The sequence below is a fragment of the Nocardiopsis potens DSM 45234 genome (assembly GCF_000341105.1).
GTDB lineage: Bacteria > Actinomycetota > Actinomycetes > Streptosporangiales > Streptosporangiaceae > Nocardiopsis_A > Nocardiopsis_A potens.
Genome location: NZ_ANBB01000025.1, coordinates 44,068 through 68,886 on the forward strand (window position 1 = coordinate 44,068; position 24,819 = coordinate 68,886).

General features: G+C 76.1%; 19 protein-coding genes. 8 read left to right on the plus strand and 11 right to left on the minus strand.

Annotated elements, in window-relative coordinates:
- Nucleotides 1-30: 30 nt before the first annotated feature.
- Nucleotides 31-990: a CPBP family intramembrane glutamic endopeptidase gene (locus D459_RS0109885; protein ID WP_017592843.1), complete on the minus strand. Its 960-nt coding sequence runs from the start codon at nt 988-990 to the stop codon at nt 31-33.
- A 260-nt stretch (nt 991-1,250) separates the two neighbouring features.
- Between D459_RS0109885 and D459_RS0109890 the strand changes: the two genes are divergently transcribed.
- A complete protein-coding gene (locus tag D459_RS0109890) occupies nt 1,251-2,021 on the plus strand; it encodes an SIR2 family NAD-dependent protein deacylase (RefSeq protein WP_017592844.1) in 771 nt (256 codons plus the stop codon).
- Nucleotides 2,022-2,547: 526 nt separating this feature from the next.
- Here the strand turns inward: D459_RS0109890 and D459_RS0109895 are convergent.
- Together D459_RS0109895 and D459_RS31250 are read right to left on the minus strand one after the other, a co-directional pair.
- Nucleotides 2,548-5,211 carry a PEP/pyruvate-binding domain-containing protein gene (locus tag D459_RS0109895; protein ID WP_017592845.1) on the minus strand — a complete coding sequence of 888 codons (2,664 nt, stop codon included), beginning with the start codon at nt 5,209-5,211 and terminating at the stop codon, nt 2,548-2,550.
- A gap of 207 nt (nt 5,212-5,418) precedes the next feature.
- The gene (locus D459_RS31250; RefSeq protein ID WP_017592846.1) at nt 5,419-5,823 is read right to left on the minus strand and encodes a hypothetical protein; all 405 of its coding nucleotides are present in this window, start codon (nt 5,821-5,823) and stop codon (nt 5,419-5,421) included.
- 228 nt (nt 5,824-6,051) lie between these two features.
- On the opposite strand from D459_RS31250, the gene D459_RS31255 reads away from it, so the two are divergent.
- A complete protein-coding gene (locus tag D459_RS31255) occupies nt 6,052-6,726 on the plus strand; it encodes a TetR/AcrR family transcriptional regulator (RefSeq protein ID WP_081620508.1) in 675 nt (224 codons plus the stop codon).
- A gap of 117 nt (nt 6,727-6,843) precedes the next feature.
- Nucleotides 6,844-7,506 (plus strand): hypothetical protein, encoded by a 663-nt coding sequence (locus tag D459_RS0109910; RefSeq protein ID WP_017592848.1) that lies wholly within the window; start codon nt 6,844-6,846, stop codon nt 7,504-7,506.
- A gap of 69 nt (nt 7,507-7,575) precedes the next feature.
- Here the strand turns inward: D459_RS0109910 and D459_RS33580 are convergent, their stop codons facing one another.
- Nucleotides 7,576-8,049, minus strand: coding sequence for a hypothetical protein (locus D459_RS33580; RefSeq protein ID WP_017592849.1), 474 nt, complete (start codon nt 8,047-8,049; stop codon nt 7,576-7,578).
- 373 nt (nt 8,050-8,422) lie between these two features.
- The gene (locus D459_RS0109920) at nt 8,423-9,010 is read right to left on the minus strand and encodes a TetR/AcrR family transcriptional regulator (RefSeq protein WP_017592850.1); all 588 of its coding nucleotides are present in this window, start codon (nt 9,008-9,010) and stop codon (nt 8,423-8,425) included.
- 79 nt (nt 9,011-9,089) lie between these two features.
- Here D459_RS0109920 and D459_RS0109925 point away from each other — a divergent pair, with 79 nt between their 5' ends.
- Entirely contained in the window at nt 9,090-9,587 is a 498-nt protein-coding gene (locus D459_RS0109925; protein WP_017592851.1) for an FBP domain-containing protein, read from the plus strand.
- A gap of 184 nt (nt 9,588-9,771) precedes the next feature.
- Entirely contained in the window at nt 9,772-10,878 is a 1,107-nt protein-coding gene (locus D459_RS0109930) for a hypothetical protein (protein ID WP_152522937.1), read from the plus strand.
- 301 nt (nt 10,879-11,179) lie between these two features.
- Here D459_RS0109930 and D459_RS0109935 read toward each other — a convergent pair whose 3' ends face one another.
- From D459_RS0109935 to D459_RS0109945, 3 genes are all read right to left on the minus strand, one after another.
- Nucleotides 11,180-11,803, minus strand: a complete 624-nt coding sequence (locus tag D459_RS0109935) for a GNAT family N-acetyltransferase (protein WP_020380110.1) — start codon at nt 11,801-11,803, stop codon at nt 11,180-11,182.
- Between the two features lie 130 nt (nt 11,804-11,933).
- A complete protein-coding gene (locus tag D459_RS0109940) occupies nt 11,934-12,410 on the minus strand; it encodes a nucleoside deaminase (protein WP_017592854.1) in 477 nt (158 codons plus the stop codon).
- Nucleotides 12,411-12,439: 29 nt separating this feature from the next.
- Nucleotides 12,440-15,730, minus strand: a complete 3,291-nt coding sequence (locus D459_RS0109945) for an NACHT domain-containing protein (RefSeq protein WP_017592855.1) — start codon at nt 15,728-15,730, stop codon at nt 12,440-12,442.
- Nucleotides 15,731-15,886: 156 nt separating this feature from the next.
- On the opposite strand from D459_RS0109945, the gene D459_RS0109950 reads away from it, so the two are divergent.
- On the plus strand, nt 15,887-16,285 hold the full coding sequence (locus D459_RS0109950; protein WP_017592856.1) for a VOC family protein: 399 nt from the start codon (nt 15,887-15,889) through the stop codon (nt 16,283-16,285).
- Nucleotides 16,286-16,432: 147 nt separating this feature from the next.
- On the opposite strand, the gene D459_RS0109955 is transcribed toward D459_RS0109950, so the two are convergent.
- A complete protein-coding gene (locus D459_RS0109955) occupies nt 16,433-17,104 on the minus strand; it encodes a uracil-DNA glycosylase (protein ID WP_026120240.1) in 672 nt (223 codons plus the stop codon).
- Between the two features lie 619 nt (nt 17,105-17,723).
- Here D459_RS0109955 and D459_RS34225 point away from each other — a divergent pair.
- A complete protein-coding gene (locus D459_RS34225) occupies nt 17,724-18,632 on the plus strand; it encodes a DsbA family protein (protein ID WP_241484992.1) in 909 nt (302 codons plus the stop codon).
- A 268-nt stretch (nt 18,633-18,900) separates the two neighbouring features.
- Nucleotides 18,901-20,550, plus strand: coding sequence for a protein kinase domain-containing protein (locus tag D459_RS31270; protein WP_017592858.1), 1,650 nt, complete (start codon nt 18,901-18,903; stop codon nt 20,548-20,550).
- Nucleotides 20,551-22,178: 1,628 nt separating this feature from the next.
- On the opposite strand, the gene D459_RS0109970 is transcribed toward D459_RS31270, so the two are convergent.
- Nucleotides 22,179-22,892 carry an MgtC/SapB family protein gene (locus D459_RS0109970; RefSeq protein ID WP_026120241.1) on the minus strand — a complete coding sequence of 238 codons (714 nt, stop codon included), beginning with the start codon at nt 22,890-22,892 and terminating at the stop codon, nt 22,179-22,181.
- Between the two features lie 71 nt (nt 22,893-22,963).
- Complete coding sequence (locus D459_RS0109975) at nt 22,964-24,760, minus strand: glycoside hydrolase family 15 protein (RefSeq protein WP_040709691.1); 1,797 nt, start codon at nt 24,758-24,760, stop codon at nt 22,964-22,966.
- Nucleotides 24,761-24,819: the final 59 nt, after the last annotated feature.

The following is a 24,819-nucleotide window of genomic DNA, read 5'->3' on the forward strand; positions in this document are numbered from 1 at the left end:
GGCACCCGGTGCACGCCCGCCTCTCCCGCCTCAGCGGCCGGCGGCCGACGCCGGGCGGGCCCGGAGGGCCAGGGCGCCGACCGCGATCAGCGCGGCGATGACCGTGCAGGCGCCGATCCACACGCCGAGCGGCAGCGCGTCGGAGCCGACCAGTCCGGCGTCGGCGTCGCCGAACACCACCACCATCATGGTCGAGGAGTTCAGCGCCCCGTGGCACAGCACCGCCGGCCACACCGACCCCGAGGCCAGCCGCAGCAGGCCCAGGACGAGGCCGAACAGCACGCACCACACGGTCATCAGGCCCACCCCGGCCAGGTCGGTGCGGCCGAAGTTGTACCCGAGCAGGATGACCGGCGCGTGCCAGACGCCCCACACCGCGCCGTGCACCAGCAGTGCAGGCCAGGTGCCCAGCGGCATCAGCGCGGGCAGCAGGTAGCCGCGCCAGCCCAGCTCCTCGCCGAGGAACATCGGCAGGCCGGCCAGCAGGCCGAGGGACTGCAGGCCGAGGAGGGCGCCCAGGGCGCCCAGCGGAACTCCGCTCCCTTCGGCGGAGGCCAGACCGAGGGGTTCGGCGAACTCGCGGAACGCGGAGAAGTCGGTGAGGTCGGGGCGGTAGCCCCCGGCGAGGGCCGCCAGCAGGATGCCGCCGCCCATGATCAGCGGGGAGAGCACCAGCCCGGCCAGGCAGTACCCCAGCAGCGGGCGGAGCGGCCGCAGCGGCAGCACCCCGGTCGTCCGCAGCAGGCCGCGCCGGCCCCCGGAGGCCGAGAGCACGATGATCGCGGCCGCGGCCGGGGTCGCCATCATCACCTGGATGAACAGCCTGTTCTGCGGGTGTTCGAGCCCTTGGCCGCCGAGCCACAGCGGGGACGCGGCGGCCCAGGCCAGCGCGGCGGCGAGCACGGAGAAGACGACCGCGCCGGGCAGTCCGCCGGGCGGTGCGGAAGGCGGTGCGGCCGCGGCGGCCGGTTCGGTACCGGAAGGGGGCATGGGGGCTCCTCGGGCTCGGACGGACGGAACTGCTCCTCATCTATAAGTTATAGCTCTCATAGAACAAAAGGAGAAGGGGGCGTCCGCCACTGCTCCCGGGTCCGCCGCCGGAGTGCCCGCCGGGCGCGCGGCGGCGAGAGGCGGACCGCCCTCCGGGGCGGCCGGGGCGGACCCGGCACTGGCACAATGTCCCGGTGGAGCGGCGGCGCGGCCCCGGCGGCGCCGCCGGACGGGCGCGTCGGAAGGGCGGTGATCGGTCCATGCCACTGGAGGCGGGCCTCGCGGAGGCGGAGGCGCTGATCGGCGGTGCCGAGCGGGTGGGCGTGCTGACCGGGGCGGGGATCTCCACCGATTCCGGGATCCCCGACTTCCGCGGCCCGCAGGGGGTGTGGACCCGGGACCCCGGGGCGGCGGCGCTCTTCGACTACGACACCTACATGGGCGACGTCGACGTGCGGCGGCGGGTGTGGCTGATGCGGCGCGCCAACCCGGCCTGGACCGCCGAACCCAACGCGGCCCACCGGGCCCTGGCCGAACTGGACCGCTCCGGGCGCCTGCTCGGCCTGGTCACCCAGAACATCGACGGCCTGCACCAGGCCGGCGGCGTCGCCGCGGAGCGCGTCATCGAGGTGCACGGCACCGTGCACGAGACGGAGTGCACCTCCTGCGGCCGGCGCACGCCCACCCCGGAGGTCCTGGCCCGGTTGGACGAGGAGTCCGACCCGCACTGCACGGTGTGCGGCGGCATCCAGAAGACCGCGACCGTCTCCTTCGGGCAGATGCTCGACCCGGCGGTGCTGGAGGCGGCCGCCGCCACCGCCGCCGGCGCCGACGTGTTCCTGGCGATCGGCACCTCGCTGACCGTCCACCCGGCCGCCGGGCTGTGCGACGTCGCCCTGGAGCACGGCGCACCGCTGATCGTGGTCAACGCCGAGCCCACCCCCTACGACGACCTCGCCGCCGCAGTGGTGCGCGCCCCGATCGCCGACGCGGTCCCGTCCTTGGTCCGCGCGGCCACCGGTCCGGCCTGAGCGCCCGGACCCGCACGCGCCCCGCCCCCTCCCGGGGGCCCGGGCCCGCGGGCGCTCGCCGGGCGCCGCGCCGCAGGGCGCGGTTCCGCCGGTGCCCCGTGCCCCTCCGGGGCCGCCGGGACGCCTTCCCGGGCGTGCACGGGAGACTCCGCCTCCGAGGGGGAGCGGCCGGTCCGGGCGGCGGGGCCGCGGGCGGGACCGGGGCCCCCACAGCAGGACGGGCGCCGCGCGGGAACGGCGCACCGGCTCTCCGGGGCAGGGGGGAGCACGCCTGCGGCGCGGCCCGCCGGCCTCCCGCCCGGCGCAGGGGCCGCCGCGGCCGGACCCGGGGGGCGCAAGGGCCCCGCACCGGGCGGAACCCGGTTCCTCCGCCCGCCTCCACGGCCGGTGCGCCGGAGGCGCCGGGGCGCAACGGAGCACGAGCACCCCGGTGCCGGGCGGCGGCCCCGGCCCCGCCCGCCTCCGCGACCGGTAGGCCGAACGCGCCGGCCTCCGGGAGGACAGGTCCCGGGGCGGAACACCCGGGTCAGGCGCCCGCCTCCACGGCGGCCGTCCCCGAGGTGCCGTCCACGGTGACCCCGGCCCCGTCGGGGATGAGCTCGGTGGCGCGCGCGACGCCCACCACCGCCGGGATGCCGTACTCCCGGGCGACCACCGCGCCGTGCGAATTGGCGCCGCCCATCTCCATCACCAGGCCGCCGGCGGTGAGGAAGAGCGGCGTCCAGCCCGGGTCGGTGGAGGGGCAGACCAGGATCTCGCCCGGCTCGATCCGGGCGCCCGCCGGGTCGAGTACCACCCGGGCCGGCCCGGACGCGGTCCCCGGCGAGGCCGGGACTCCGGTCAGCGCGGCGCCGGAGGCGGGCGCCGGGGCCGCCACCGCCTCCGGCTCGGTGCCGTCGGACAGGATCACCCGGGGCAGCCGCCGCCGGGCCGACTCCCGGTCGTACGCCCGCCTGCGCCGGTCGGCCGCCTCCCGCAGGTCGGCCCCGGCCAGCCCGGCGCGCGCCTCGGCCAGGGTCACGAAGAACACGTCCTCGGCGCGGTCCAGCGCCCCCTCCGCCGCCAGCGCCGCCCCCACCTCCCGCAGTCGCCGCCGCGCCCCGGCGAGCGCCAGCACGATGGTGAACTTGGGCAGCTCGCGCAGGCCCACCAGGGCGCGCACCCGGCCCAGGGCGAACCGGACCAGCGGGCCCCGCACCGGGCCGGCCCGCCCGGCCAGCCGCCCGAGCCGGGCCTCGGCGGCCGCGGCCCCCGCGGCGAACCGGGTTCCGGGCGCCGCCGCCGGGTCCTCCAGCCGCAGGTAGTTGCCGAGCACGCCGAGGACGTGCCGCGGGTCCTCCGACCAGCGCGGCGCGCCCAGGTCGATCTCGGCGACCGCGCGGTGCCCGTACACCGCGAGGAACCCGTCCAGCCCGGACGCCAGCGGCTCGGGCAGCGTCCCCTCCGCGTACCGCGCGGCCGACTCCTCCGGGGAGGCGTCGAGGAGCGGCCGGGCGGCGGCCGGCACCGCGCGCACCTGCTCGGCCAGCCGCCACAGCGCCAGGTCCATCTCGGTGGTCACGTTGTGCGGCACGCCCTGCAGCACCTCGGCGACCTCCCCCGGGCGCAGCCGGGGGCCGAGCAGCCGGATCGCGGCCAGCAGCGCCGCCCCGGCCGCCATCAGCACCGGCCCGCTCCGCACCATCACCACCGGCAGGACCGACATGAGCAGGCACTCGGCGTCGTCCAGCAGCCGGACCGGGTCGGCGGTCGGCGGCACGGCGGAGCGCCGCCGCACCTCCTCGGTCAGCCGGAGGGCGCGGGCCCGGGTGCCCGCCGGGTCGGCCAGGGCGCGGACGAACGCCGCCGGCACCCCGCCGCGCACCGCCGCCGGCACCACCCGGCGCAGCACCGGCCAGGGCGAGCGGTACCGCAGCGGGAACCGCGGGTCGCCGGTGAGCGTGCGGAACACCTGCGCCGACCGGGCCTCCATGATGCCCATCAGCCGGGGCAGCACGGTCCGCCCCAGCGAGCTGGACACCGCGTTGGTGGCGTCCAGGAACAGCCGGCCGCCGCCCTCGGTCACCGCGGGCGCGCCGTCCCGCGGGTCGTCCACGCGGAACCCGAGCCGCCGGGCCACCCCCGCCGACATCAGCCGGAACGCCTCGATCCCCATCGGGGTGAACGGCCGCTGCACGCCCTGGGCCAGGCTGAAGTTGAAGTAGACGCGCAGATCGCCACCGGGCGCCCGGCGCACCGGCACCGGGAACAGCGTGGTGATCGGGCGGGCCTGGACCAGCTGCGGCGCCCCGTCCGGGCCGATCGCCCACTCGATGTCCTGCGGGGCGCCGTAGAGCCGCTCCACCCGCTCACCGAGCCGCGCCAGCGCACGCACCTGCCCATCGGCGAGACAGAGCGCGGGCCCCCGCCCGGACCCACCGCCCGCCCCCGCGCCGGTCTGCCCCGGCCCCTCGGGGGCGGGGCGGGCCCCGGGGCGCCGCTGGAGGATCCGCCCGGTGGAGAGGTCCACGGTGAACCGGTCCGGGTCGACGGCCCCGGAGACCACCGCCTCGCCCAGGCCGGGGGCGGCCTCGATCACCGCCCGGTTCCGGGTCCCGGCGACCGGGTCCGCGGTGAACATCACCCCGGCGGCCTCGGCGGGCACCATCCGCTGCACCACCACGGCCAGGAGGACCGAGGCGTGGTCGATCCCGTTGGCGGCCCGGTAGGCGACGGCGCGGTCGGTCCACAGCGACGCCCAGCAGCGGCGCACCGCCTCCAGCACCTCCGGGGCGCCGGCCACGCCGAGGAATGTGTCCTGCTGGCCGGCGAAGCTGGCCTGCGGCAGGTCCTCGGCGGTGGCCGAGGAGCGCACCGCGACCGGTCCGCCGTCCTCTCCCTCGCGCTCCCGCACGGCGCGGGCGGCCTCCTCCGGGACCGGCGCGGCCAGCACCAGCTCCCGGGCGCGCCGGGCCGCCTCGGCCAGGGCGGCGGTGTCGGCGGGCGCCACCGCGGCCAGCTCGGCGATCACCCCGTCCAGCGCCGAGCCGACGGCCCGCCGGTAGGCGGCCGTGGTCAGGCAGTACCCGGGCGGCACCGGCAGCCCCGCCCGGATCAGGATCCCCAGGTTGACGGCCTTCCCGCCGGCCAGCCCCAGCGCGTCCGGGGCGATGTCGCCGAGGTCCGCGGCGATCGGCTCGGTTGCCTTCATCGGACCCTCCCCTGCCGCACCGGAGGGCGCCCCCCGCCGCCGGGCCGCGGACGGGCCCCCGCCCTGATGCCGATATGGTTCCCGCCCGACACCACCGCCAAGACCGCGGCGGGCGGAGGGTCAGCCGGTGACCGGCTGCGTGGTCCGGGGCGCCCCCGCTCGGAGCAGCGCGGCGCCGTAGCCGAGGAGCCAGACCACCCACATCAGTCATCCGGCCGGCCCCAGCAGGCCCAGCGGCCCGCCCTCGCCGACGATCAGCGGGGCGGGGGTGGCCGAGGCGAACGGCAGCGCCGCCGACGCCAGCCCCAGCGTGCCGTGCCACGGGTGGATCAGCCCGGTGCGCAGGCCGCCGACGGAGAGCCCGACCAGGGCGAGCGCCAGGAAGGCGCCGTTGAGCGTGAACACCGCCTCGTGCAGTGCCCACAGCCCGGCGGTCGCAGAGGTACCGTCCCCGGTCGCTCCCAGGGCGAGCCGGACCGCGACGACCACGGTGAACGCGGGGTTCTGCAGGAGCAGGCCGGCGAAGCCGACCAGGGGCCAGGTCTCGCCCCGCTCGCGCTCGGCCCGGCGCATCGCGGCGACCGCCCCGGCGCCGAACAGCGCGGCCGGCATCCAGGCGGCCGGGGTGAGCGCGGCGGAGAGGCCGGCGGCTCCGCCCTGCTCACCGAAGAAGGCGGAGACCTCGCCGGTTCCGGCACCGGTGGTGGGCAGCCCGGCGGGGACCGCGACCGCGTTTCCGAGGACGATCAGGGTGGCGAAGCCGATGGCAGCGAGGCCTCCGGCTCGGGAGAAGGCCGGCGAGGCCGCCCCGCTATTCGGTTTACGTGTCAGATATTGAATATGAGTCTCGTTAACCGGAAAAGGGAAGCATGGCGGAAGAGAAGGACCGGCGCCGGTACGACTCGCCGCGCCGCGCAGGCGCAGCAGACCCGGGCCGGGATCGCCCAGGCCGCGCGGCGGCTCTTCGTCGCCCAGGGGTGGGCGGCGACGACCGTGCGCGAGGTGGCGCGTGAGGCGGGGGTGTCGGTGCCGACCGTCTATGCGGCCTACGGCAACGAGACCGGCCTGGCCCGGGCGCTGGCCGACGCGGCCGACCTGGCCGCCGGGATCCCGCGGACGGCCGAGGAGCTGGAGGCCGCCGGGGAGGACCCGCAGCGCCAGCTCGCCGCGATGGCCGCCTGCGACAGGCGCCTCTTCGAGCAGGCGGGCGATGTCATCGCCCTGGTGCGCGAGGCGGGCCGCACCGAACCGGAACTCGCCGAGGCCTACCGGGACGGCCGCCGCAGGGCCGACGAGACCCGTATCCGGGTGTTCTCCGCCTGGGCTCCCGGTACCCTCCGCGGTGGCCTGGACGTGCCCGCCGCGGTCGACGCCTACGCGGCGCTGTGCAGCATCGACGTCTATACGGTCCTCACAGAGGAGCGCGGCTGGCCCCCCGAGCGCATCGAGGAATGGCGGACCGGTGTGCTCGCCCGTGAACTCCTGGCCCGGCCGGCCTCGCCCGCCCAGGAGTAGACCCCCGAAGGGGAGCGTCGAGGGGAGCCGCACCGTTCGCTCCCACGGGATCCGGGTGCTTCGCGCCCCGCCGGAACCGGGGTGCGGTACCCGCCCGGGGCGTGCCAGCATTCCCGGATGGGATTCGACCTCAGCTGCGTGCTCACGCTCGACTCCGATGTGCCGGCGCTGTTCGACGTGGTGATCCCCGGCGGTTCGGGGCACGCCCTGCGCGTCGGCGGCCCCGGATGGCCGCGGGGCTGGGTGCTGCCGTCGCCGTGGGAACTGGAGTACGGCACCGGGGGCGCGCTCGCCGTGGCGCAGGGAGCGCTCGACGTCGCCGACCCAGGCGCCTGGCGGGCCGCCGCGGGAATCCCCGCAGCCCCGGACCCGCTCGACGCCTTCGACGAGACCGATCTCCGGCTGGCCTCACTGCTCAGTCTGGCCGCACCTGTCGTGCTGATCGAGGACTCCACGTTCGGCGGGGCCCTCTCCCACGAGTACGCGGCACTGTGCGCGGGGGGCGTGCTCCGGGCGGCCTGCGGCGTCGACTTCCCGAACGGCAGGGCCTTCGTCTTGGAGGCCGGCGCCTACCGGGAGGCGCCTCCGGCGGAGGTCTCTCCCATCTCGGACTGCGCCAGGCTGCTCGACAGAAGCTTTGGGACCAGGTCGCTTTTGAACGGATACCTCCCCCGCGAGGCCCACCGGGAAGGCGCGCCGTGCCGGGAGGCCTGGACGGAGCCCGCTCCGTCCCCGGCCCCGGAGTGGCGGTGGCACTTCCCGGTGCTCGCAACCGGTTGAGGCGGGCTTCGAACGGGGGAGGGGGCGGAAGACCTGCCGAAAGGCGGGAGCCGGGGCCGCCTGCGGCCGTCACGGACCCGGCCGGCCGTGCGCCGTTCCCGGGAGGCGGTGGAAGGAGGCGTAGGTCAGGTGGGCGGCGGCGCACAGGCCGAGGACGGAGAGGGCCAGGTGGGCCCAGTTGGCGTGCGGGAGCAGCAGGGCGACGGCGCCGGCGGTGGCGAGGGTGGTCAGCAGGAGCGCGCCGAGCAGGACGGGGCGGGGGACGGACCGCCCGGCGCGGGTGAGCGCGAGGAGCAGGACGGCGGTGGCCAGCGCGCCGACGGCCGCGTTGCCCAGCTGGGCCGCGGCGACGTCGGGGATCTCCCGGTAGGACGCGGCGGGCGGGTCGGGGGAGCCGAGCATGCCGAGTCGGCCGACCGCGGCCAGGTAGGCCTTCTCCGCGGTGTAGAAGAGCCAGTGCGCGGCGGCGAGCAGGCCGGCGGCGCGGACGAGGCGCCGGGTGCGCGCCGGATCCGGGGCCGGGGCCGAGCGGGGAGCGGGCATGGCCCCAGTCTCGTCCGGCCGCCGCCTCCGCGGCTCCGTCCGGGGAGCGAAGTCGCCCGGCCCGGCTCCCCCGCGCGGGGGAACCGGACCGGCGGGGCGGCCGCTTCCGCCCGCCGTCAGGCGGCGGGGACCTCGGGCGGCGGAGTGTCGGGCGGCGGGACCGGAGGGCCGCCGGAGGCGGGCCCGCGCCTCCCGGGTGCCCCTGGGCCTCCGCCCACCGCTGCGCCGCGCGGTGCGGGGCGTCGGCCCCGCCGTGCCGGAGAGGAGCCTGAGGAGGAGGGCCGCCTCCGGAGACGGGGACGGTGCACGGAGGGGAGGCGGGCGTCCGGCGTCCGTCCGGGGTCGCCTGCCTGCGGGGCGGCGGGCCCGCCGGCTACCGCGTCTGCGGCCAGTTGCGGAGCAGGAAGTCCAGCGCGTCGACCGTGCGCTCCCAGGAGTCCTGGACGCCGCGGGGATGGCCGAAGCCGCCGATCGCCTCCAGGGAGGCGTAGCCGTGGAAGGTGCTGCGCACCAGCCGGACCGCGTCGGTGAGGTCGGGCTCGCTCAGCCCGTACCCGTGGAACAGGGCGCCGGTGGTCTCGATCAGCCGGCGGGGCCCGTCGGCGTCGGCGCCCGCCCCCGGGACGGCCGCGTCCGGGTCGATCCGGACCTGCATCGCCGCGTACCGGCCCGGGTGGGAGAGCATGAACTCCCGGTAGGCGTCGGCGAAGGCCTTCAGCGCGTCCTTGCCGGCCCGGCCCTGCACGGCCCCGCCGAGCCGGTCCGCCAGCTCGCGCGAGGCGAGCAGGGCCATCCGGGTGCGCAGGTCGCGCACGCCGGCCACGTGCGAGTAGAGGCTGGCGTCCTTGACGCCGAACCTGCGGGCCAGCGCCGATATCGTGACCGCGTCGAGCCCGGCCTCGTCGGCCATGTCGGCCGCGGCCGCCACGACCCGCTCGGTCGTCAGTCCGGCACGGGGCACGCTGCCACCTCCGTATCCGTTCGCCTAGGGGGAATAATCTTTTGCCTAGGATACCTAGGCGGCGCTAGCGTCCGGAGGCATGAGACCGCTCAGTGAGAAGGACATCCGCTCCTCGTTCGTCAACTGCTCCAAGGGGGAGGCCGGGCGCGCCCCGCTCCCGCGCGACCTGCCCGACACGTCCTGGGACGACCTGGACTTCCTCGGCTGGCGCGACCCGGGATCGCCGGAGCGCGGCCACCTCGTCGCCGAGCACGGCGGCCGCCTGGTCGGCGTCGCCTTCGGCTCCCCGGCCCGGCGCAAGCGCAACTTCCTGCACCGCAGCCTCTGCTCGCTCTGCCTGACCACCCACCCCTCCGGCGGGGTCTCCCTGATGACCGCGCGCAAGGCCGGCAAGAGCGGCCGCGAGGGCAACTCCGTCGGCCTGTACGCCTGCACCGACCTGGGCTGCTCGCTGTACGTGCGCGGCCTGAAGACCCCCGGGGCGGGCGGCCGGCTCGACGAGTCGCTCTCCACCGCCGAGCAGATCGAGCGGACCAGGGCCAACCTGGCCGCGTTCCTGGAGCGGGTGCTGGGCTGACCGGCCCGCCCCACCCGCCCTGCCCGGCCCGGCGGCACGCCGGCACGTCGGTCAGCGGCCGGAAACCCTGAAGAATCGGGGGTTTTCGGCCCCCGGAGGACAACAGGACGCCCTCTTCGGACGTCCCAACCGGAGATCCGCGATCCGCGGAGCGACGGCCGATGAGCGACTGGAGAGTGAATCGATGACGCGACGTGCCGGGGCACGCCCGATGATCACGGCGGGGACGGCGGCGGTGGCCGGCCTCGCCCTGGCCGCGGCGGCGGCCGCCCCCGCCCAGGCGCAGTCCGCCTGGGAGCAGGTCCACGGATCGGGGGAGGCGGGCGGGTCGTTCGACGCCGTCGCGGCCGCGGGCCCCGACGCGGTCTGGGCGTTCGGCGACGACGAGGCCCAGAGCGACGGGACCACCTGGATCCACCGCTGGAACGGGTCGGAGTGGACCCGGGAGCCCACCCCCGAGGGCTGGACGGCGGTCCCCTCCGCCGCCGACGCCGCCTCCGCCGACGACGTGTGGGCGGCCGGCGTCTCCCCGCAGGACGGCGCCTCGGCGCTGCACTACGACGGCGCCTCCTGGTCGGCCGTGGAACTCGACCCGGCGCTGCGGCCCACCGACATCGAGGCCGTCTCCTCCGACGCCGTGTGGATGCTCTCCCGGCCGGTCGACGGCTGGGACCGGGCGGCCTTCTTCGACGGCGAGATCTGGCGCGACTACCCCGCCCCCACCGTGGACCGGGCGCTGTCCGCCGTCGCCGAGGACGACGTCTTCGCGGTCGGCGCCGACGGCGACCAGCCCGGCGCGGACCGCTGGAACGGCACCGAGTGGACGCCGATGGACGTGCCCGCGGTGGAGCTGCCCGGCGGCGAGGCCAACGCGGTCTTCGACGACGTGGTCGCGCTCGCGGCCGACGACGTGTGGGCGGTCGGCCACGTCTTCTGGAAGGACGGCGAGGAGAAGAACCACCACCGGCCGCTCATCGGCCACTACGACGGCGAGTCCTGGACCGTCGAGACCGACGGCGAGGCCGAGGGCTCCTACGTCGCGGTGGCCGAGGACGGCGACGGCGGCCTGTGGATCGAGGACGGCGGCTGGAACCCCGTCTTCGTGCACCGCGCCGCCGACGGCGCCACCACCCGCCACACGGTGGACGGCGGCAAGTACGACCTGTCGATCACCGCGCTGGCGAGCGTCCCCGGCGGCGGCGCCGTCGCCGCCGGCACCGCCTTCGAGGAGGGCGACCCGGACGTCTTCACCGACCACGGCGTCGTCCTCGGCACCGGCGACTGGAAGTAGCGGAACGGCCGGCGCGGCCGGAGAGGCGTGAGGAGCGGCGGAGGCGGCGGGCCCGGAGGCCGGGGCCGCAGCCTCCGCCGCCGCCGGGGAGGCCGCCGGGGAGAGAACCGGGCGCGAGAGGCGCGGGAAGCGGTCCGCCACCGGCCTCCGGGCCCTGGCCGCCTCCGGCCGGGAAGCCCCCATGGCCCGATGCCGGGGGCGCCGAGCGCGTGCCGTCGCGGGTCGCGCTCCCGGCGGCCCCGGCCCGGTGGCGGAACGCCGGGACATGCTCACCGGCGCCGCCGGCCCGGCGGTGCCGGGGTCAGCGCCGCTCCACCGGGCCCCTCCGGCCGGTCTCGAAGAAGATCCACACGTCCGGCGGGAGCTCCGGGCGCCCGGGGACCGGCCGGCTCTCCTCGTCCCAGCCGTCCACCGCGACCGAGGCGGCGACCTCCCGCCAGAACCGCGCCGCGCCCGGGTTCTCCTCCTGGAACGCCACGCCCCAGCGCCCGGCCCGCCGGCCCAGCACGTCCTCGGCGGCCCGCCGGCCCACGCCCAGCCGGCGCACCGCCCGCACCACGAAGAACTCGCCGATCGACTCGGTGCCGTCGTCCAGCGGCCGGGTCAGCGCGAACCCGGCGGGCGCGCCGTCCACCTCGATCAGGTAGGCCCGCCGCCCCGGCTCGGTGAAGAACAGCGGCAGCCGGGGGAACGGGTACCCGCCGTCGGCCTCCGGCAGTTTCCCGCGGAACTCCGACAGGTCGTGCATGTACAGCTGCCCCAGCCGCTCCAGCAGCGGCCGGTCCTCCTCGTCGGCCCGCCGCACGGTGGTCCGGGCGGCGTCCGGAACGCCGCCGGGAGTCTCGGGAGCGCCGGGAGCGCCGGCGGGAACGCTGCCCGGAGCGCCGTCCGACGCGCCGTTCGAAGCCTCATCCGAAGTGCTCATCGGGGAATCCTGGCAGACCCCGGACGCGTCCGGGAAACCGGAGCGGGCCGCGCCCCGGGAACGGGCGCGGCCCTCGGCTCAGTGGTCGGTGGTCGGCGGCGGCCCGCACCCGGGCCGTCCGCGGGACCGCTCACCCGGCGCCGTGGAACCGGGCGTGCAGGGCGTACACCTCATCGGCCAGCTCGGGGGCGGGCCCCTCCACCGCCACCTCCGGCGCGACCTCCCCGATCGGCAGCGGCCGCACCGGGGCCTGCGGCGCCCCGAACCCGTCCAGCCAGCCGACCAGCTGCTCGGTGGAGGCGGCGTAGACGATCCGCCCCAGCCGCACCCAGCCGTGCGCGGCCGAGCACATCGCGCAGTGCTCCCCGGAGGTGTAGACGGTCGCGGCGGCGCGCTCCTCCGCCGACATGTTCTCCGCCGCCCACCGGGCCAGCGCGAACTCCGGGTGCCGGGTGGCGTCCCCGCCGGCCTCCTCGTTGTGCCCTTCGGCCAGCACCCGGCCGCCCCCGGACACCAGGACCGACCCGAAGGGCGAGTTCCCGCCCTCCAGGGCCTCCTCGGCCAGTTCGACGCAGCGGCGCAGGTGCTGAAGATCGGTTCCGTTCATGGGGCCATTCTGCTCTGCGGCCGGGGCCCTCAGGACAACGAGGAGGAGTAGGAGCCCTGGTGGTCGCTCTGCTCGCGGGCGCTCAGGGGCCGGTGCGGCTGTTCACCGGGGTCGGCGGGGCCCGCTTCGTTCTCGGCCGCCAGGTCGAGGATGCGCTTGCGGGCCCTGGTGAAATCCTCGGGGGAAGGGTGGGAGAACCGCTTGAGGAAGGGCTCCAGGCGGTCCAGAACGGTGATCAGGGAGGATCCTGACAGCAGCGGGCCGTGCACCACCGTTTTGACCTCGGACAGGTATTTCACGACCAGGCGCTCGAGATCGACGCGGTCGATATCGAAATTCTCCTTTTCGAGGGCTTCGAGGTCCTCTGCCGCCTGCCGGAGCGCGAGCAGCTCCAGGCGGCCGAGCGCATTGGTGCCGAGCAGGCGGTGGAAGGCGGCGAAGCGCCTCTCCGGGTCATTGGGGGGCGGAATCAGGCGCAGCAGCAGCACGTCGTGCGACTCGCTCCAGGAGAGGTCCGGGACCTCCGGGTCGGTGTACCAGGCCAGTGGGTCGTCCCCGACGTACCGCAGGTAGGGGCCGAACATGAGCATCATCCGCGCCGCGCTGCCGATGGCCCGCACCGCTACGCTGCGCAGCAGCTTGGAGGTGACCGTCCCGTCCGGCAGCTCGATCCGGTACGGGTCCAGGACGTCGTTGCTCCCCGGCCCGTCCGCCCGGATCTCGAAGCCCACGCATTCGCCCAGGTTGACCGGGCCGCCCCGCTCCCGGGAGACCACCGCGCTCACCGGCCCGTCCATGCCGCCCAGGTAGCGGACCCGGACCGTGTCGACGAAGCCGTGCCACTCGTCGTGCTGCAGGCTCCGCCACAGCCACGCCTGCCGCCGCCACTCGGTCCAGGTCGCGTCGGTCCCGGGGTCGGGGAACAGCGTCTCCATGTCCAGCTCATCGGCGCAGCAGACGAGCAGCACCACCAGGTTGGCCGAGTAGGCCGCCTGCCGGTAGACCACGGTGGCGCGGGCCGGGGCGTACTCGGTGAAGCTGCGGTTCCCGCTCGGGAACGGCGCGGCGTGGAAGAGCGAGAGCAGCAGGTCGGCGTAGTCCTCCCGGAGGGCCGGGTCGCCGTCGAACCTGCGGTGCAGCAGCTCCTCCAGGAACTCCACCACCGGGGCGCGCCCGGAGAACACCGCGAAGGACGCGACCGCGTAGAGCAGCCCGTCGTCCAGTGGCCGGGCGAACCGGCGGCGGCGCTCCCGGGCGTGGTCGGCGACCAGGTCGTCCAGGGTGCCGGCGGCGAACCGGGCCACCAGGTACTCGCCGAAGGTGGCGTGCAGGAACTCGTAGACGCTGGCGGTGCGGTCCCGCTGCCGGGCCCGGGACTCGTGCACGAAGAAGAACCGGCCCAGCACCTGCTCGGCGTCGCTGATCGCGCCGTGCAGCTGGGCGTCGTCCGGGCGGACCGCCGCGTCGGGGAAGAGCACCCGCAGGTCCTGCTCCAGCTCCTCGGCGGTCACGGTCTGCCGGTGCCGGGCGAACATCGCCAGCGCGACGATCTCCAGCCGGCGCAGCTCCGCCTCGCAGGCCTCCTCCAGGTCGGCGCCGTTCAGGTGCGGCCGGTGCTTGGTGATCTCCCGGCGGGCGAACATCGCCAGCAGCTCCTCGTAGAGCGACCCCCGGGACAGCGGCCCCTCCGCCTCCTCCGCCCCCTCCGCCCGCTGCAGCGCGTTGCCGGCGGCGTCGTAGACCAGCAGCATCATCAGCAGCAGCGGCTGCTCGGCCAGTTCGCGGTAGGCGAGCAGGTCCTCCGGCCGCGCGGGGGCCAGTCCGGCGGCGGCGAACACCTCGGCGTTGGCGGTGTTCCAGACCTCCACCAGCCGGGCGACCCGCGCCTCGTCGAACGGCTCCAGCCTGATCAGCGGGCATCCGGCGGGGAAGCGCATCCGGTGCGCCACCACGGTCCGGGCGGTCACGATGACCACGGCCGGCTGCCCGAGCGCCTGCTGCTGGCGCTGGAACTCCTGCACCTGCTCCAGGTAGTCGGACCGGTCCACCCCGGTGGCCTGGAGCAGTTCGTCGAACCCGTCCAGGATGACCACGGGCAGCGCGCCCTCGGCCGCGTCGGCCAGGTCCCGCCAGGAGGTGTCGTCGTGCAGGACCGAGCGCAGGCCCTCGTCGATCTGCCGGTGGATCGGCGCGTTCGGCGCGGCCCCGCGCAGCTCCACCCGCACGGTGAAGAAGTCGGAGGCGGGCAGCCGGGCCGCGATCATCTCGGTGAGCTTGGACTTGCCCGCGCCGGGGTGGCCGAGGACGACGATCGGCGACTCCGTGCTCCGCGGTTCGGTGAGCAGCGCGGCCAGCAGCGCGGGGGTGTCCTCCCGCAGCTCCTGCTCCTCCCACCAGGCGTCGGAGGAGGGGGCGGCGCCGAACGCGTAGGCGAACCGGGCGGACGGCGCGACGTAGGCCTCCGCGGTGCCGGGGAAGACGAGCCCGCCGTCGGTGCCCGCGGCGCGCAGGATGGGGCGGTCCAGCACCGCCCGGTTCGTGGCGGCGAGCTCGCGCAGCCGGCGCGGCACCGGGCGCCCGGACGCCACCTGGTCGAGCAGCCGGTGCAGCTCCTCCATGCCGTCGGCGACGTCGGTGAGCCGGTCCCGGGCCTCCTCGCGCTCGGCCATCTCCGCCCAGAGCCGCAGCTCCGGCAGGTCGGCGCTGATCCGCAGGTAGGAGTCGGCGTACTTGCGGTCGGCGGCCTCCTCGATCCGCTCGTCGCGCAGCGCGGCGGCCAGCCGGGAGCGCTCGGTGTCGTTCAATCCGTCCCAGGCGGCCAGGCCCTTGATGTGCGGGATGAACGCCTCGTCGAGGGTGGAGCGGAAGAAGGGGCGGCGGGAGAGCTCCGGCCTCCGCCCGGCCCCCCGCCGGCCGCGCGGCAGGCCGAGGGCGGCCCCCTGGATCCTGCCGCCCACCTTCTCCAGCAGGAGCAGCTGCTCCTCGCCGGTCATCTCCAGGTCGTCCAGGGAGAGCGGGGCGCCCTGCTCCTCCAGGTGCTCGGCGATCGAGGTGAACAGCGCCTCCACCGCGATGATCTTCAGCGCGGCCTCGATCCGCTCCATCCGGTCCATCCGGCTGGTGCCGGCGACCTTCTCCCGCAGCGAGGCCAGGGCCTGGCGGCCCCTGTTCACCATCTCGCCGCGCAGCCCGAACAGGTCGGGCACGCCGACCGCGCCCAGGCCGCCGTCGACCAGCCTCTCCGCGAAGTCCAGGACGGCGGAGTCGTCCCGGCCGAGGATCTTCAGCGCGTCGGCGTAGGTGAGCTGCTTCTTCGCCATCGAGTGGGGCTCCGAGGGGTCGGGGGCGGACGTCTGCCGGGGCCGCGGGCGGCCGGAAAAACCGGATGCCGGGCCGCGGCCCCGGATGGGAGCATGCCACGGAAAGCCCGTAGAAAACGGCTTTTCCGGCTGGAACCGGTCTCCTCAGGAGGAAACTTGCCATCGGTCATCAGGACGATCACCTTCGACTGCGCGGACCCGCACACGCTCGCGTCCTTCTGGGCCCGGGTCCTGGACGGCGGGATCCACCCCGACGACGTCCCGGGAGGTGACGAGGCGTCGGTCATCGTCCCCGGCGGCGGCCCCGAACTGCTCTTCCTCAAGGTCCCGGAGGGCAAGTCGGTGAAGAACCGGGTCCATCTCGACCTGGGGCCGGGGGAGCGCCGCCGCGACGCCGAGGTGGAGCGGCTGATCGGGCTCGGCGCGACGCAGGTCGCCGACCTCCGGCGGGAGGGCGGCGGCGGTTTCGTGGTGCTCGCCGACCCGGAGGGCAACGAGTTCTGCGTGGAGATCAGCGACGCGGAGATCGCGGAGCGGGCCGCCCGCCAGGGCTGACGGCCGCACCGCGCGGGCCCGCGGCGGCCCGAGTGCCGCCGCGGGCGGACGGGGGAGGGGGCCCGGCCGCGCCGCCCCGGTGCCCGTGCCGCTCCGAGGGCCCCGGGGAGGCGCGGACACCGGGGCCGGTGCGGGCCGGGGGCGCGGCTAGGGCAGGCGCCAGTCGATCGGCTCGGCGCCCTGCTGCTCCAGGAGGGCGTTGGCCTTGCTGAACGGGCGCGAGCCGAAGAAGCCGTTGTGCGCCGCCATCGGGCTGGGGTGGGTGGACTCCACGCACGGCACCTCGGGCATGAGCGGGCGCAGGCTGCGGGCGTCGCGCCCCCACAGGATCGCGACCATCGGCTTGTTCCGGGCGGCCAGCGCGCGGATGGCCTGGTCGGTGATCTCCTCCCAGCCCTTGCCGCGGTGCGAGGCGGGCTTGCGCGGCATCACCGACAGCGACCTGTTGAGCAGCAGCACGCCCTGCTCGGTCCAGGGCGTGAGGTCGCCGTTGGAGGGCATCGGGTGCCCCAGGTCCTCGCAGTACTCCTTGAAGATGTTGCGCAGGCTCCCGGGGAGCTTGACGTCCGGTGCGACGGCGAAGCTCAGCCCGATCGCGTGCCCGGGGGTGGGGTAGGGGTCCTGACCGACGATCAGCGCCCGCACCTCGTCGAACGGCTGCTGGAAGGCGCGCAGCACGTTGTCCCCGGCGGGCAGGTAGGTGCGGCCCTCCGCGACCTCGTTGCGGAGGAACTCGCCCATCTCCGCGATCTTCCCGGCGACCGGCTCCAGCGCCTTCGCCCAGCCCTCGTCCATGATCTCGTTCAAAGGTCGTGCCATGCGGACAAACCTAGCGGCGCGCGGGGACGAAAAAGCACGGAACCGCCGACTCCGCGGGCGGATCGAGGGCCGGGGCGGTGCGCCGCCGCAGGCGGAACGTCCCTCTGCGCGGCCACCGCCCTCCTGCGGGCGGTCCGAAAGCGGGTCCGCCGACCGGGCCGCGCGGAGCCCGGGGCCGGGGCCGCCCGGGGCGGGCGGCGGGTGCGTCTAGGCTCTGCACCGGGTCCACACCCGACGGCGACGGACGAGGCACAGGGAGGCGCGTATGGATCAGCGGCCCGACGGAGGACGACCGGGGGAGGGGCGGCCGCCGGGCCCCGGCGGACCGCAGAGTCCTCCCGGAGTGCCGGGACCGCCCGCCCCGCACGGGGTACCGGGCGGGCCGCCCCCGGCCGGCCCCGCAGGACCGCCGCCCGGCCCTCCGGGGCCGCAGGGCCCCGGCCCCGTCCCGCCCGGAGCGCCGCACCTCCAGGGCGCTCCGTCTGCGGGCGCTCCGCCGCAGGGGCCGCCCCCGGCCGGACCGCCGCCGGGGCCGCCTCCCGCCGGACCGCCGCCGGGGCCGCAGCAGGGCCCGCCTCCGGGACCGGGGGCGCCCGGCCCGGGGCCGCAGCACGGGGGCGTGCCGCCGTTCCCGCCGCCGGGGGCGCAGCACGGTGCACCGCCGGGGGCGCCGTGGCCGCAGGGGCCGGCGGGCACCGCGCCCCCCGCGCCGAAGAAGTCCAAGGCGCCACTGATCATCGGCATCGTCGCGGGCGGACTGGTGCTGGTCCTGGTCGCCGCGGTCGCGCTGTACCTCCTGCTGCCGATCGGCGGCGGGCAGGAGCAGGCAGGCGGCGCCGGGCAGGACCCCGCCGGAGCCGGCGCGCCGGCCGGTGACGGCACCTCCGAGGACGGCATGCAGGCCATGCAGGCCGACGGCAGCGTCGTCTACGGCGCCGAGCACACCGGCCTGCCGGTGGTGGAGGTCTACATGGACTTCCAGTGCCCCGCCTGCAAGCAGTTCCACACGCAGAGCGGCGCCGACCTGGAGGGGCTCGCGGAGGACGGCGAGATCACCCTGCACTACCGGCCGGTGAGCATCTTCGCCGGGCGGCCGGAGCCGCTCGGCGCCAATTCGGTCCGGGCGGGCGTGGCCGCGATGGCCGCGGCCGAGGCCGGGCGGTACGTCGAGTACCAGCAGGTCCTCTTCGACAACCAGCCCGCCGAGGGCAGCGGGGGCTTCACCCCCGGGGAGCTGAAGGAGTGGGGCGCCGAGGCGGGCATCGACGACCCGGCCTTCGCCGAGCGGATCGACGCCGAGATGCCGGCCGCGCAGGCCGCCGGCGCCGAGAGGAGCGCACCCGACGGCTCCCTGGCGGCGGGGCTGATCGGCGCGACCGACGCGGCCTCGGCACGCTACAGCGGCGAGGACGCCTTCAGCGGCACCCCCGCCGTCTACCTCAACGGGAAGTCGATCGGCGGCCCGGACATGTTCGGGGAGCTGGAGAAGGAGCTGAAGGGCGCCGGCCCCGGGCGGATCGACGTCTGACATCCATAAGAGCATCCCCCGCTGACCGGCCGGCCCGGCCGGTCAGCGGGGCCGTCCCCGGGACTCGGCCCGGTTCTCCGGTGGTCGGAGGGCTCCGCTACGATGTCCGCCGCCCCCGGTGTCCGGACGCCGGACCGGGGACGCAGGCCGGCCGCCGACGCGGCCGCCCCCGCTTCTCCCGTCACCCCCCGCCGAACACCGTGGAACAGGCGAACCAGTGAGCTCTGAGCTGTTTGTCGGCCCCGAGGACCGACCGGACAAATACCGATTGGTCCGGGAGGTCGGACGCGGCGGCGAGGGCATGCTCCACCTCGCCGAGGTGGTGCTCGCCGGCGCCCGGGAACCGGTGATCGTCAAGGCGCTGCACCCCGAGATCGCCGCCGACGAGCAGCAGTTCGGGGAGCTCGGCGCCCGCTGGGCCGAGCAGGCCGAGCTGCTGCGCTTCATCAACGTGCCCGGCGTGGTGGGGATCCGGGAGTACTTCCAGGGGCCGCGCGAGCACCCGGCCGGGCGGGCGGACCCCGCCACCCGGTCGCTGTACCTGGTGATGAACTACGTCGCGGGCGTCCCGCTGCGCGCCTGGCGCAAGGAGAACCCGGTCGGCGGCCCGCAGGCCGCCGACGGGGTGCTCGCGGCCCTGGAGCGGACCGCGGAGGTCATCGACCACCTGCACTCCGGCCGGGCCACCCCGTCGGGGCGCCCCGTGGTGCACGGGGACCTCTCGCCGGGCAACATCATGCTGGGCGACGCCGGCGAGGCCACCCTGGTCGACTTCGGGCTGAGCCGGATCTCGGCCCGGCACGTCACCCGCACCCCCTGGTTCACCCCCGGCTACGCGGCGCCCGAGGTGTTCGTCGGCGAGTACTCGCCGGCCACCGACCGCTACGCCTTCGGCGGCATCGTCTACTACGCGCTGCGCGGGGAGAACCCGCCGCCCTCGCCGGAGCAGGTCCGGCAGGCCTTCCAGGCGCTGCCGCCGCTGGCCGCCGCCCCGCCCGAGCGGCGGGAGCGGATCCTGGCGATGTTCTCGGTGGAGCCGGACGAGCGCCCCGGCACCGGGGCGTGGATCCGCGAGCTGCGCGCCCTGGTCGCCGGGCGGGGGGAGGGCCCGGCGTTCGCGGCGGGGGCCCCGGCGCCGCCGCCCGCTCCGCGTCCGTCCGCCCCGCGGCCTCCCGACACCGTGCCGGAGGACGCCCCGCCGCACGCCGTCCCGCCGCACGCCGCGCCCCCGGCGGCCGCCGGAGGCGCGGCCGGGGCGGGGAAGAAGGCGAGCGGCGCGAAGAAGGCGGCGCTGGCCGGCGGCGCCGCGGTGCTGGCCCTGGCGCTGTTCGGCGGCGGCGGGGCCGCCGCCTGGGCGCTGCTGGGCGACGAGGAGGAGCCCGGCCGGGGCGGAGGGCAGGCGGTGGAGTCGCCCGCCGCCGAGCCGAAGCGCGGCGGCTCCGCCTCCGCGTCCGCCGCGGCGAGCGCCTCCCCCTCGGAGAAGGCCGAGGAGAAGGAGGAGGACGGTGAGGAAGAGGAGCGGATCAACGAGCGCCCCGGCAGCCCCCTGTCCGACCGCTCCACCATCCTGCCCGCACAGGAGTACGGGTCGGGGGCGGCGGTCCTGGACGGGGTGCGCTACCAGGAGTCGCTGACCGTCTCCGGCGCCTGCGGCAAGCCGTCGGCCGAGTACAACCTGGGCCGCGGCTCCTCCTCGTTCGCGGCGACGGTGGGCGTCGACGACGACTCCTCCGGGCCCCGGGCGGTCTTCACCGTGGTCGGCGACGGCAAGGAGCTGGCCTCGGCCACCGCGGGCCCCGGGTCCCCGGCCGAGATCAGCGCGGACGTCTCCGGGGTGCTCCGGCTCCGGCTGACCGTGGAGTGGTCGGGCGACTGCTCCGGCGCGGTCGGCGTGTGGGGCGACCCCAAGCTCACCTGAGGCCCCTCCGGCGTTGATCTTGACGTCGTCGCCGTCCCGACCGGCCTTGCCGTCAAGCGGCCGCTGCAACGAGGGCCCCGGGGGAGGGAAGAGGGACGGGAGGCCCGACCAGGCGCGGCGCCCCACGGAGCGAAGGTCCGGACGGGTGGCGACGGCGGGAGGGGGTGCTGGCCGGTCGGTCGGGTGCGGCATCTCGCGTGGTCGGGGTTCAAGCGGGCGGCGAAGGCGGAAGGGGGCGTGCCGGCCAGTCGGGCGCGGCGCCCCACGGGGTGAAGGTTCAAGCAGGTGACGAAGGCGGGCAGGGGACCGGCCGGTCGGTCCGGCGCGGCGCCCCACGGGGTGCAGGTTCAGACCGGCGGCGACGGCAGCGGTAGGGGCGGGGCCGGGCGCCTCACCCGGGCGCGGCGTCTCGCGGGGCCGGGGTTCAAGCGGGCAGCGACGGCGGCAGTGGGGGACCGGCCGGTCGGTCGGGCGCGGCGTCTCGCAGAGCAAAGGTTCAAACGGGCGGCGAGGGTGGGAGGGGGCGGGCGCTGCGTTCACCGGCCCGGCGCGTGCTCCCGTCGGGGGTGGTCATATCCCGTATGCCGGGTTCGCGGCGGGGATCGGGCGGGGGTGGGGGCGCTCTGCGCACCTCGGCAGCACCCCGATTACATCTACCAGCGAGTAGTAAGCCCCGAAGCCCCCATTGCCCCCTCGGCGGTTACCCAGAGTGGCCAAAGCGAGGCCTCTCGGCAGGGCAAAAGCGACATCTCGCCCCCGCCCCGCCTCTGCCAGAGTTCCGGCCTCCTGCTTTGCGCCCTTGCGGGCGGCTCGAACCCCCGATCACCGGCCTGAACGGCCCCGATCGAGCCTCCCGGGGCGGCTCCGGCCCGGGATGCGCGCCCGGGAATCACCGGGGTGCTCTCGCGGTGCGCAGGGCGCCCCTCACTGCCATCGCTCTGTGTATTCACCCAGGTCGGAGAGGGGTAGCGGTTTCAAGACCGGCCGGCCCCGACGCCCGGGCGACGCGGGAACGGCGCTTCGCCACCCCGGACCACCCCTGCCGCCCCGCCCCGCTCTGCCGCACCCGACCGACCGGCCGGTCCCCTTCCCGCCTTCGCCGCCTGCTTGAACCCCGGCTCTGTGAGGCGCCGCGCCCGGGCGATCGCCTTCGCCCCGTCCCTACCGCTGCCGTCGCCGCCCGTCTTGACCTTCGCTCCGTGGGGCGCCGCGCCCGCCCGACCGACCGGCCGGTGCCCCCCGCCTTCGCTGCCTGCTTGAAGCCTCGCCCCGTGGGGCACCGCGCTCGGGCGGCCACCTGTACCCCGCCCCTGCCTGTGCCGTCGCCGCTGGTCTGAACCCCACCCCGTGGGGTGCCGCGCCGGACCGACCGGCCGGTGCCCACTTCCGCCGTCGCCGCTTGTTTGAAGCTTCGCTCCGCGAGGCGCCGCGCCCGGCTGGGGTGCCCGGCCCTGCCCCTACCGGCGCCGTCGCCGCCTGTTTGGACCCTTGCTCCGTGGGGTGCCGCGCCGGACCGACCGGCCGGTGCCCACTCCCGCCGTCGCCGCCCGCTTGAACCCCCGCCCCGTGAGGCGTCGCGCTTGACCGACCGACTGCCTGCACTCCGCCTGCCTGCACTCCGCTCGGGATCAGCCCTCCACGTCGTCGGGGTCGGCGGTGTGCACCGAGAGGACGCCGTCCACCTCGGCCAGGGCGGCCGCCAGTCGGCTCGGTTCGGTCCTGCCCACCACCAGCAGCGACAGCTCGATCGAGGCGGGGCCGGCGGGGCCCGCGCCGCCGCGGGAGGTGCGCACGTCGCGGACGGTGTAGTCGTGCCGGGTGGCCTCGGCGAGGATGCCGCGCAGCGCGCCCCGCCCGTCCAGGTACTCCACCTCGAACACCGTGGCGTAGTGCGCGGACCGGCTGATCCGGCGGATCAGCGCCGGATAGGCGTAGGCGACCAGGAAGTGCGCGGCGGTCACCGCCCCCGCCAGCACCCACAGCCCGGCCCCGGCCGCGGTGCCCACCGCGGCCACCACCCACACGGTGGCGGCGGTGGTCAGGCCGCGCACGGTGTCGCGGCGGACGAAGATCAGCCCGGCGCCGATGAAGCCGATCCCGGAGACGATCTGGGAGGCCACCCGGGACGGGTCGAGGGTGACGTCCTCCAGCTGCAGGACGTCGCCGAACCCCCACTTGCTCACCAGCATGAACAGGGCGGCGCCCACCCCCACCAGGGTGTGCGTGCGCAGCCCCGCCGACTTCTGCCGGAGCTGGCGCTCCAGGCCGATCAGCGAGCAGAGCAGCAGCGCCACGAGCAGGGCGCCGACCTGCTCCCAGCCCTGGCCGGTGAAGTCCAGCATGGAGGGGATCATTCCCACCCGGGCCCCTCCGGCACCCTTCGGGCCCGCGCCGGCGGGCCCGAAGGCGCAGGTCAGTCGCCGGTTCCGCGGACCCGGTCGTCGGCGTGGGCCAGGTTGAGGGCCGTGGTCACCAGCGGCACGTGGCTGAACGCCTGCGGGAAGTTGCCCACCTGGCGGCCGGCGGAGGAATCCCACTCCTCGGCGAGCAGCCCCAGGTCGTTGCGGAGCGACAGCAGCCGCTCGAACAGCTCCCGGGCCTCCTTCTCCCGGCCGATGGAGAGCAGCGCGTTGGCCATCCAGAAGCTGCAGGCGAGGAAGGCGCCCTCGTCGCCGGGGAGCTTGTCCGCGGCCTCCTCCCGGTCGGTCCGGTAGCGCATCACGAAGCCGTCGACCATCAGGTCGTCGCGGATCGCCTCGATGGTGCCGACGACCCGCGGGTCGTCGTAGGGGAGGAACCCGACCTCGGGGATGAGCAGCAGCGCCGCGTCCAGCTCGGTGCTGCCGTAGTACTGGGTGAAGGTGTTGCGGCGGGCGTCGAACCCGTACTCGCAGACCTCGGCGTGGATGGTGTCGCGCAGCGACCGCCACCGGTCCAGCGGGCCCTCCTCGCCGAACTCCTCGATGGCGCGGACCGCGCGGTCGGCGGCGACCCAGGCCATCACCTTGGAGTGCACGAAGTGCTGACGGGGGCCGCGGACCTCCCACAGGCCCTCGTCCGGCTCGTCCCAGCACCACTCCAGGAAGTTGACCAGCGAGCGCTGCATGCCCCACAGGTGGTCGCCGCCGTTCAGGCCGCACCGGCGGGCCAGGTCGAGCACGTCCATGACCTCGCCGTACACGTCCAGCTGGTACTGCTGCACCGCGGCGTTGCCGATCCGCACCGGCCGGGAGTCCTCGTAGCCGGGCAGCCAGTCGGCCTCCCACTCGGCCAGCCGCCGCTCGCCCCGGACGCCGTACATGATCTGCATGTGCTGGGGCTCGCCGGCGACCGCCCGCACCAGCCACTCGCGCCAGGCGCGCGCCTCCTCGGTGTAGCCGCTGCGGATCAGCGCCTCCAGGGTGATGGTGGCGTCGCGCAGCCAGCAGTAGCGGTAGTCCCAGTTGCGCACCCCGCCGATCTCCTCCGGCAGCGAGGTGGTGGGGGCGGCGACGATCCCGCCGGTGGGGCGGTAGGTGAGCGCCTTGAGGGTGATCAGCGAGCGGACCACGGCCTCGCGGTACTCGCCCTTGTAGCTGCAGTCGTCCACCCACTGCTTCCAGAACCGCTCGGTGCGGGAGAGCGACTTCTCCGCGTCGAGGTGGTCGGACTCCTCGGTGTGCGAGGGGTGCCAGGTCAGCACGAACGGCACCCGCTGGCCGGCGCTGACGGTGAACTCGGCGTCGTGCACGAAGTTGTGCCCGCGCAGCGGGACGGTGGTGCTCAGCCAGACCGAGTCGGGGCCGGCAACGGCGACCAGCTCGGTGCCGCTGCGGGTGATCCAGGGGACCACGTTGCCGTAGTCGAAGCGGACCCGAAGCTCGGTCGAGACGCTCACCCGGCCCCGCACGCCCTCGACGATGCGGACCAGGTGCGGGGCGCCGCCGCGGGGCGGCATGAAGTCGATGACGCGGACGGTGCCCTCGTCGGTGTCCCACTCGCTCTCCAGGATGAGCGTGTCGGGGCGGTAGCGGCGGCGGGTCGCCCGCACCGGGCCGTCGGTCGGGCGGATCCACCAGTTGCCGTTCTGCTCGTCGCCGAGCAGCGCGGTGAAGCAGGCGGGCGAGTCGAAATGCGGCATGCAGAGCCAATCGACCGAGCCGTCGCGTCCCACGAGCGCGGCTGTCTGCATGTCGCCGATAAGCGCATAGTCCTCGATCCGGCCGGACACGCGGCTCACCCCCTGAATGATCAAGATCACGTCGTCGCCGGACGTACCGTATCCAACTC

Bases quoted from the DNA above. Each gene is read 5' to 3' on its own strand.
- D459_RS33580 (WP_017592849.1), bottom strand. From the start codon at position 8,049: ATGCCCGCTCCCCGCTCGGCCCCGGCCCCGGATCCGGCGCGCACCCGG.
- D459_RS0109890 (WP_017592844.1), top strand. From the start codon at position 1,251: ATGCCACTGGAGGCGGGCCTCGCGGAGGCGGAGGCGCTGATCGGCGGT.
- D459_RS31250 (WP_017592846.1), bottom strand. From the start codon at position 5,823: ATGCCGGCCGCGCTGTTCGGCGCCGGGGCGGTCGCCGCGATGCGCCGG.
- D459_RS0109970 (WP_026120241.1), bottom strand. From the start codon at position 22,892: ATGCTGGACTTCACCGGCCAGGGCTGGGAGCAGGTCGGCGCCCTGCTC.
- D459_RS0109930 (WP_152522937.1), top strand. From the start codon at position 9,772: ATGACGCGACGTGCCGGGGCACGCCCGATGATCACGGCGGGGACGGCG.
- D459_RS0109940 (WP_017592854.1), bottom strand. From the start codon at position 12,410: ATGAACGGAACCGATCTTCAGCACCTGCGCCGCTGCGTCGAACTGGCC.
- D459_RS0109910 (WP_017592848.1), top strand. From the start codon at position 6,844: ATGGGATTCGACCTCAGCTGCGTGCTCACGCTCGACTCCGATGTGCCG.
- D459_RS0109945 (WP_017592855.1), bottom strand. From the start codon at position 15,730: ATGGCGAAGAAGCAGCTCACCTACGCCGACGCGCTGAAGATCCTCGGC.
- D459_RS0109935 (WP_020380110.1), bottom strand. From the start codon at position 11,803: ATGAGCACTTCGGATGAGGCTTCGAACGGCGCGTCGGACGGCGCTCCG.
- D459_RS31255 (WP_081620508.1), top strand. From the start codon at position 6,052: ATGAGTCTCGTTAACCGGAAAAGGGAAGCATGGCGGAAGAGAAGGACC.
- D459_RS0109955 (WP_026120240.1), bottom strand. From the start codon at position 17,104: ATGGCACGACCTTTGAACGAGATCATGGACGAGGGCTGGGCGAAGGCG.
- D459_RS0109885 (WP_017592843.1), bottom strand. From the start codon at position 990: ATGCCCCCTTCCGGTACCGAACCGGCCGCCGCGGCCGCACCGCCTTCC.
- D459_RS0109895 (WP_017592845.1), bottom strand. From the start codon at position 5,211: ATGAAGGCAACCGAGCCGATCGCCGCGGACCTCGGCGACATCGCCCCG.
- D459_RS0109925 (WP_017592851.1), top strand. From the start codon at position 9,090: ATGAGACCGCTCAGTGAGAAGGACATCCGCTCCTCGTTCGTCAACTGC.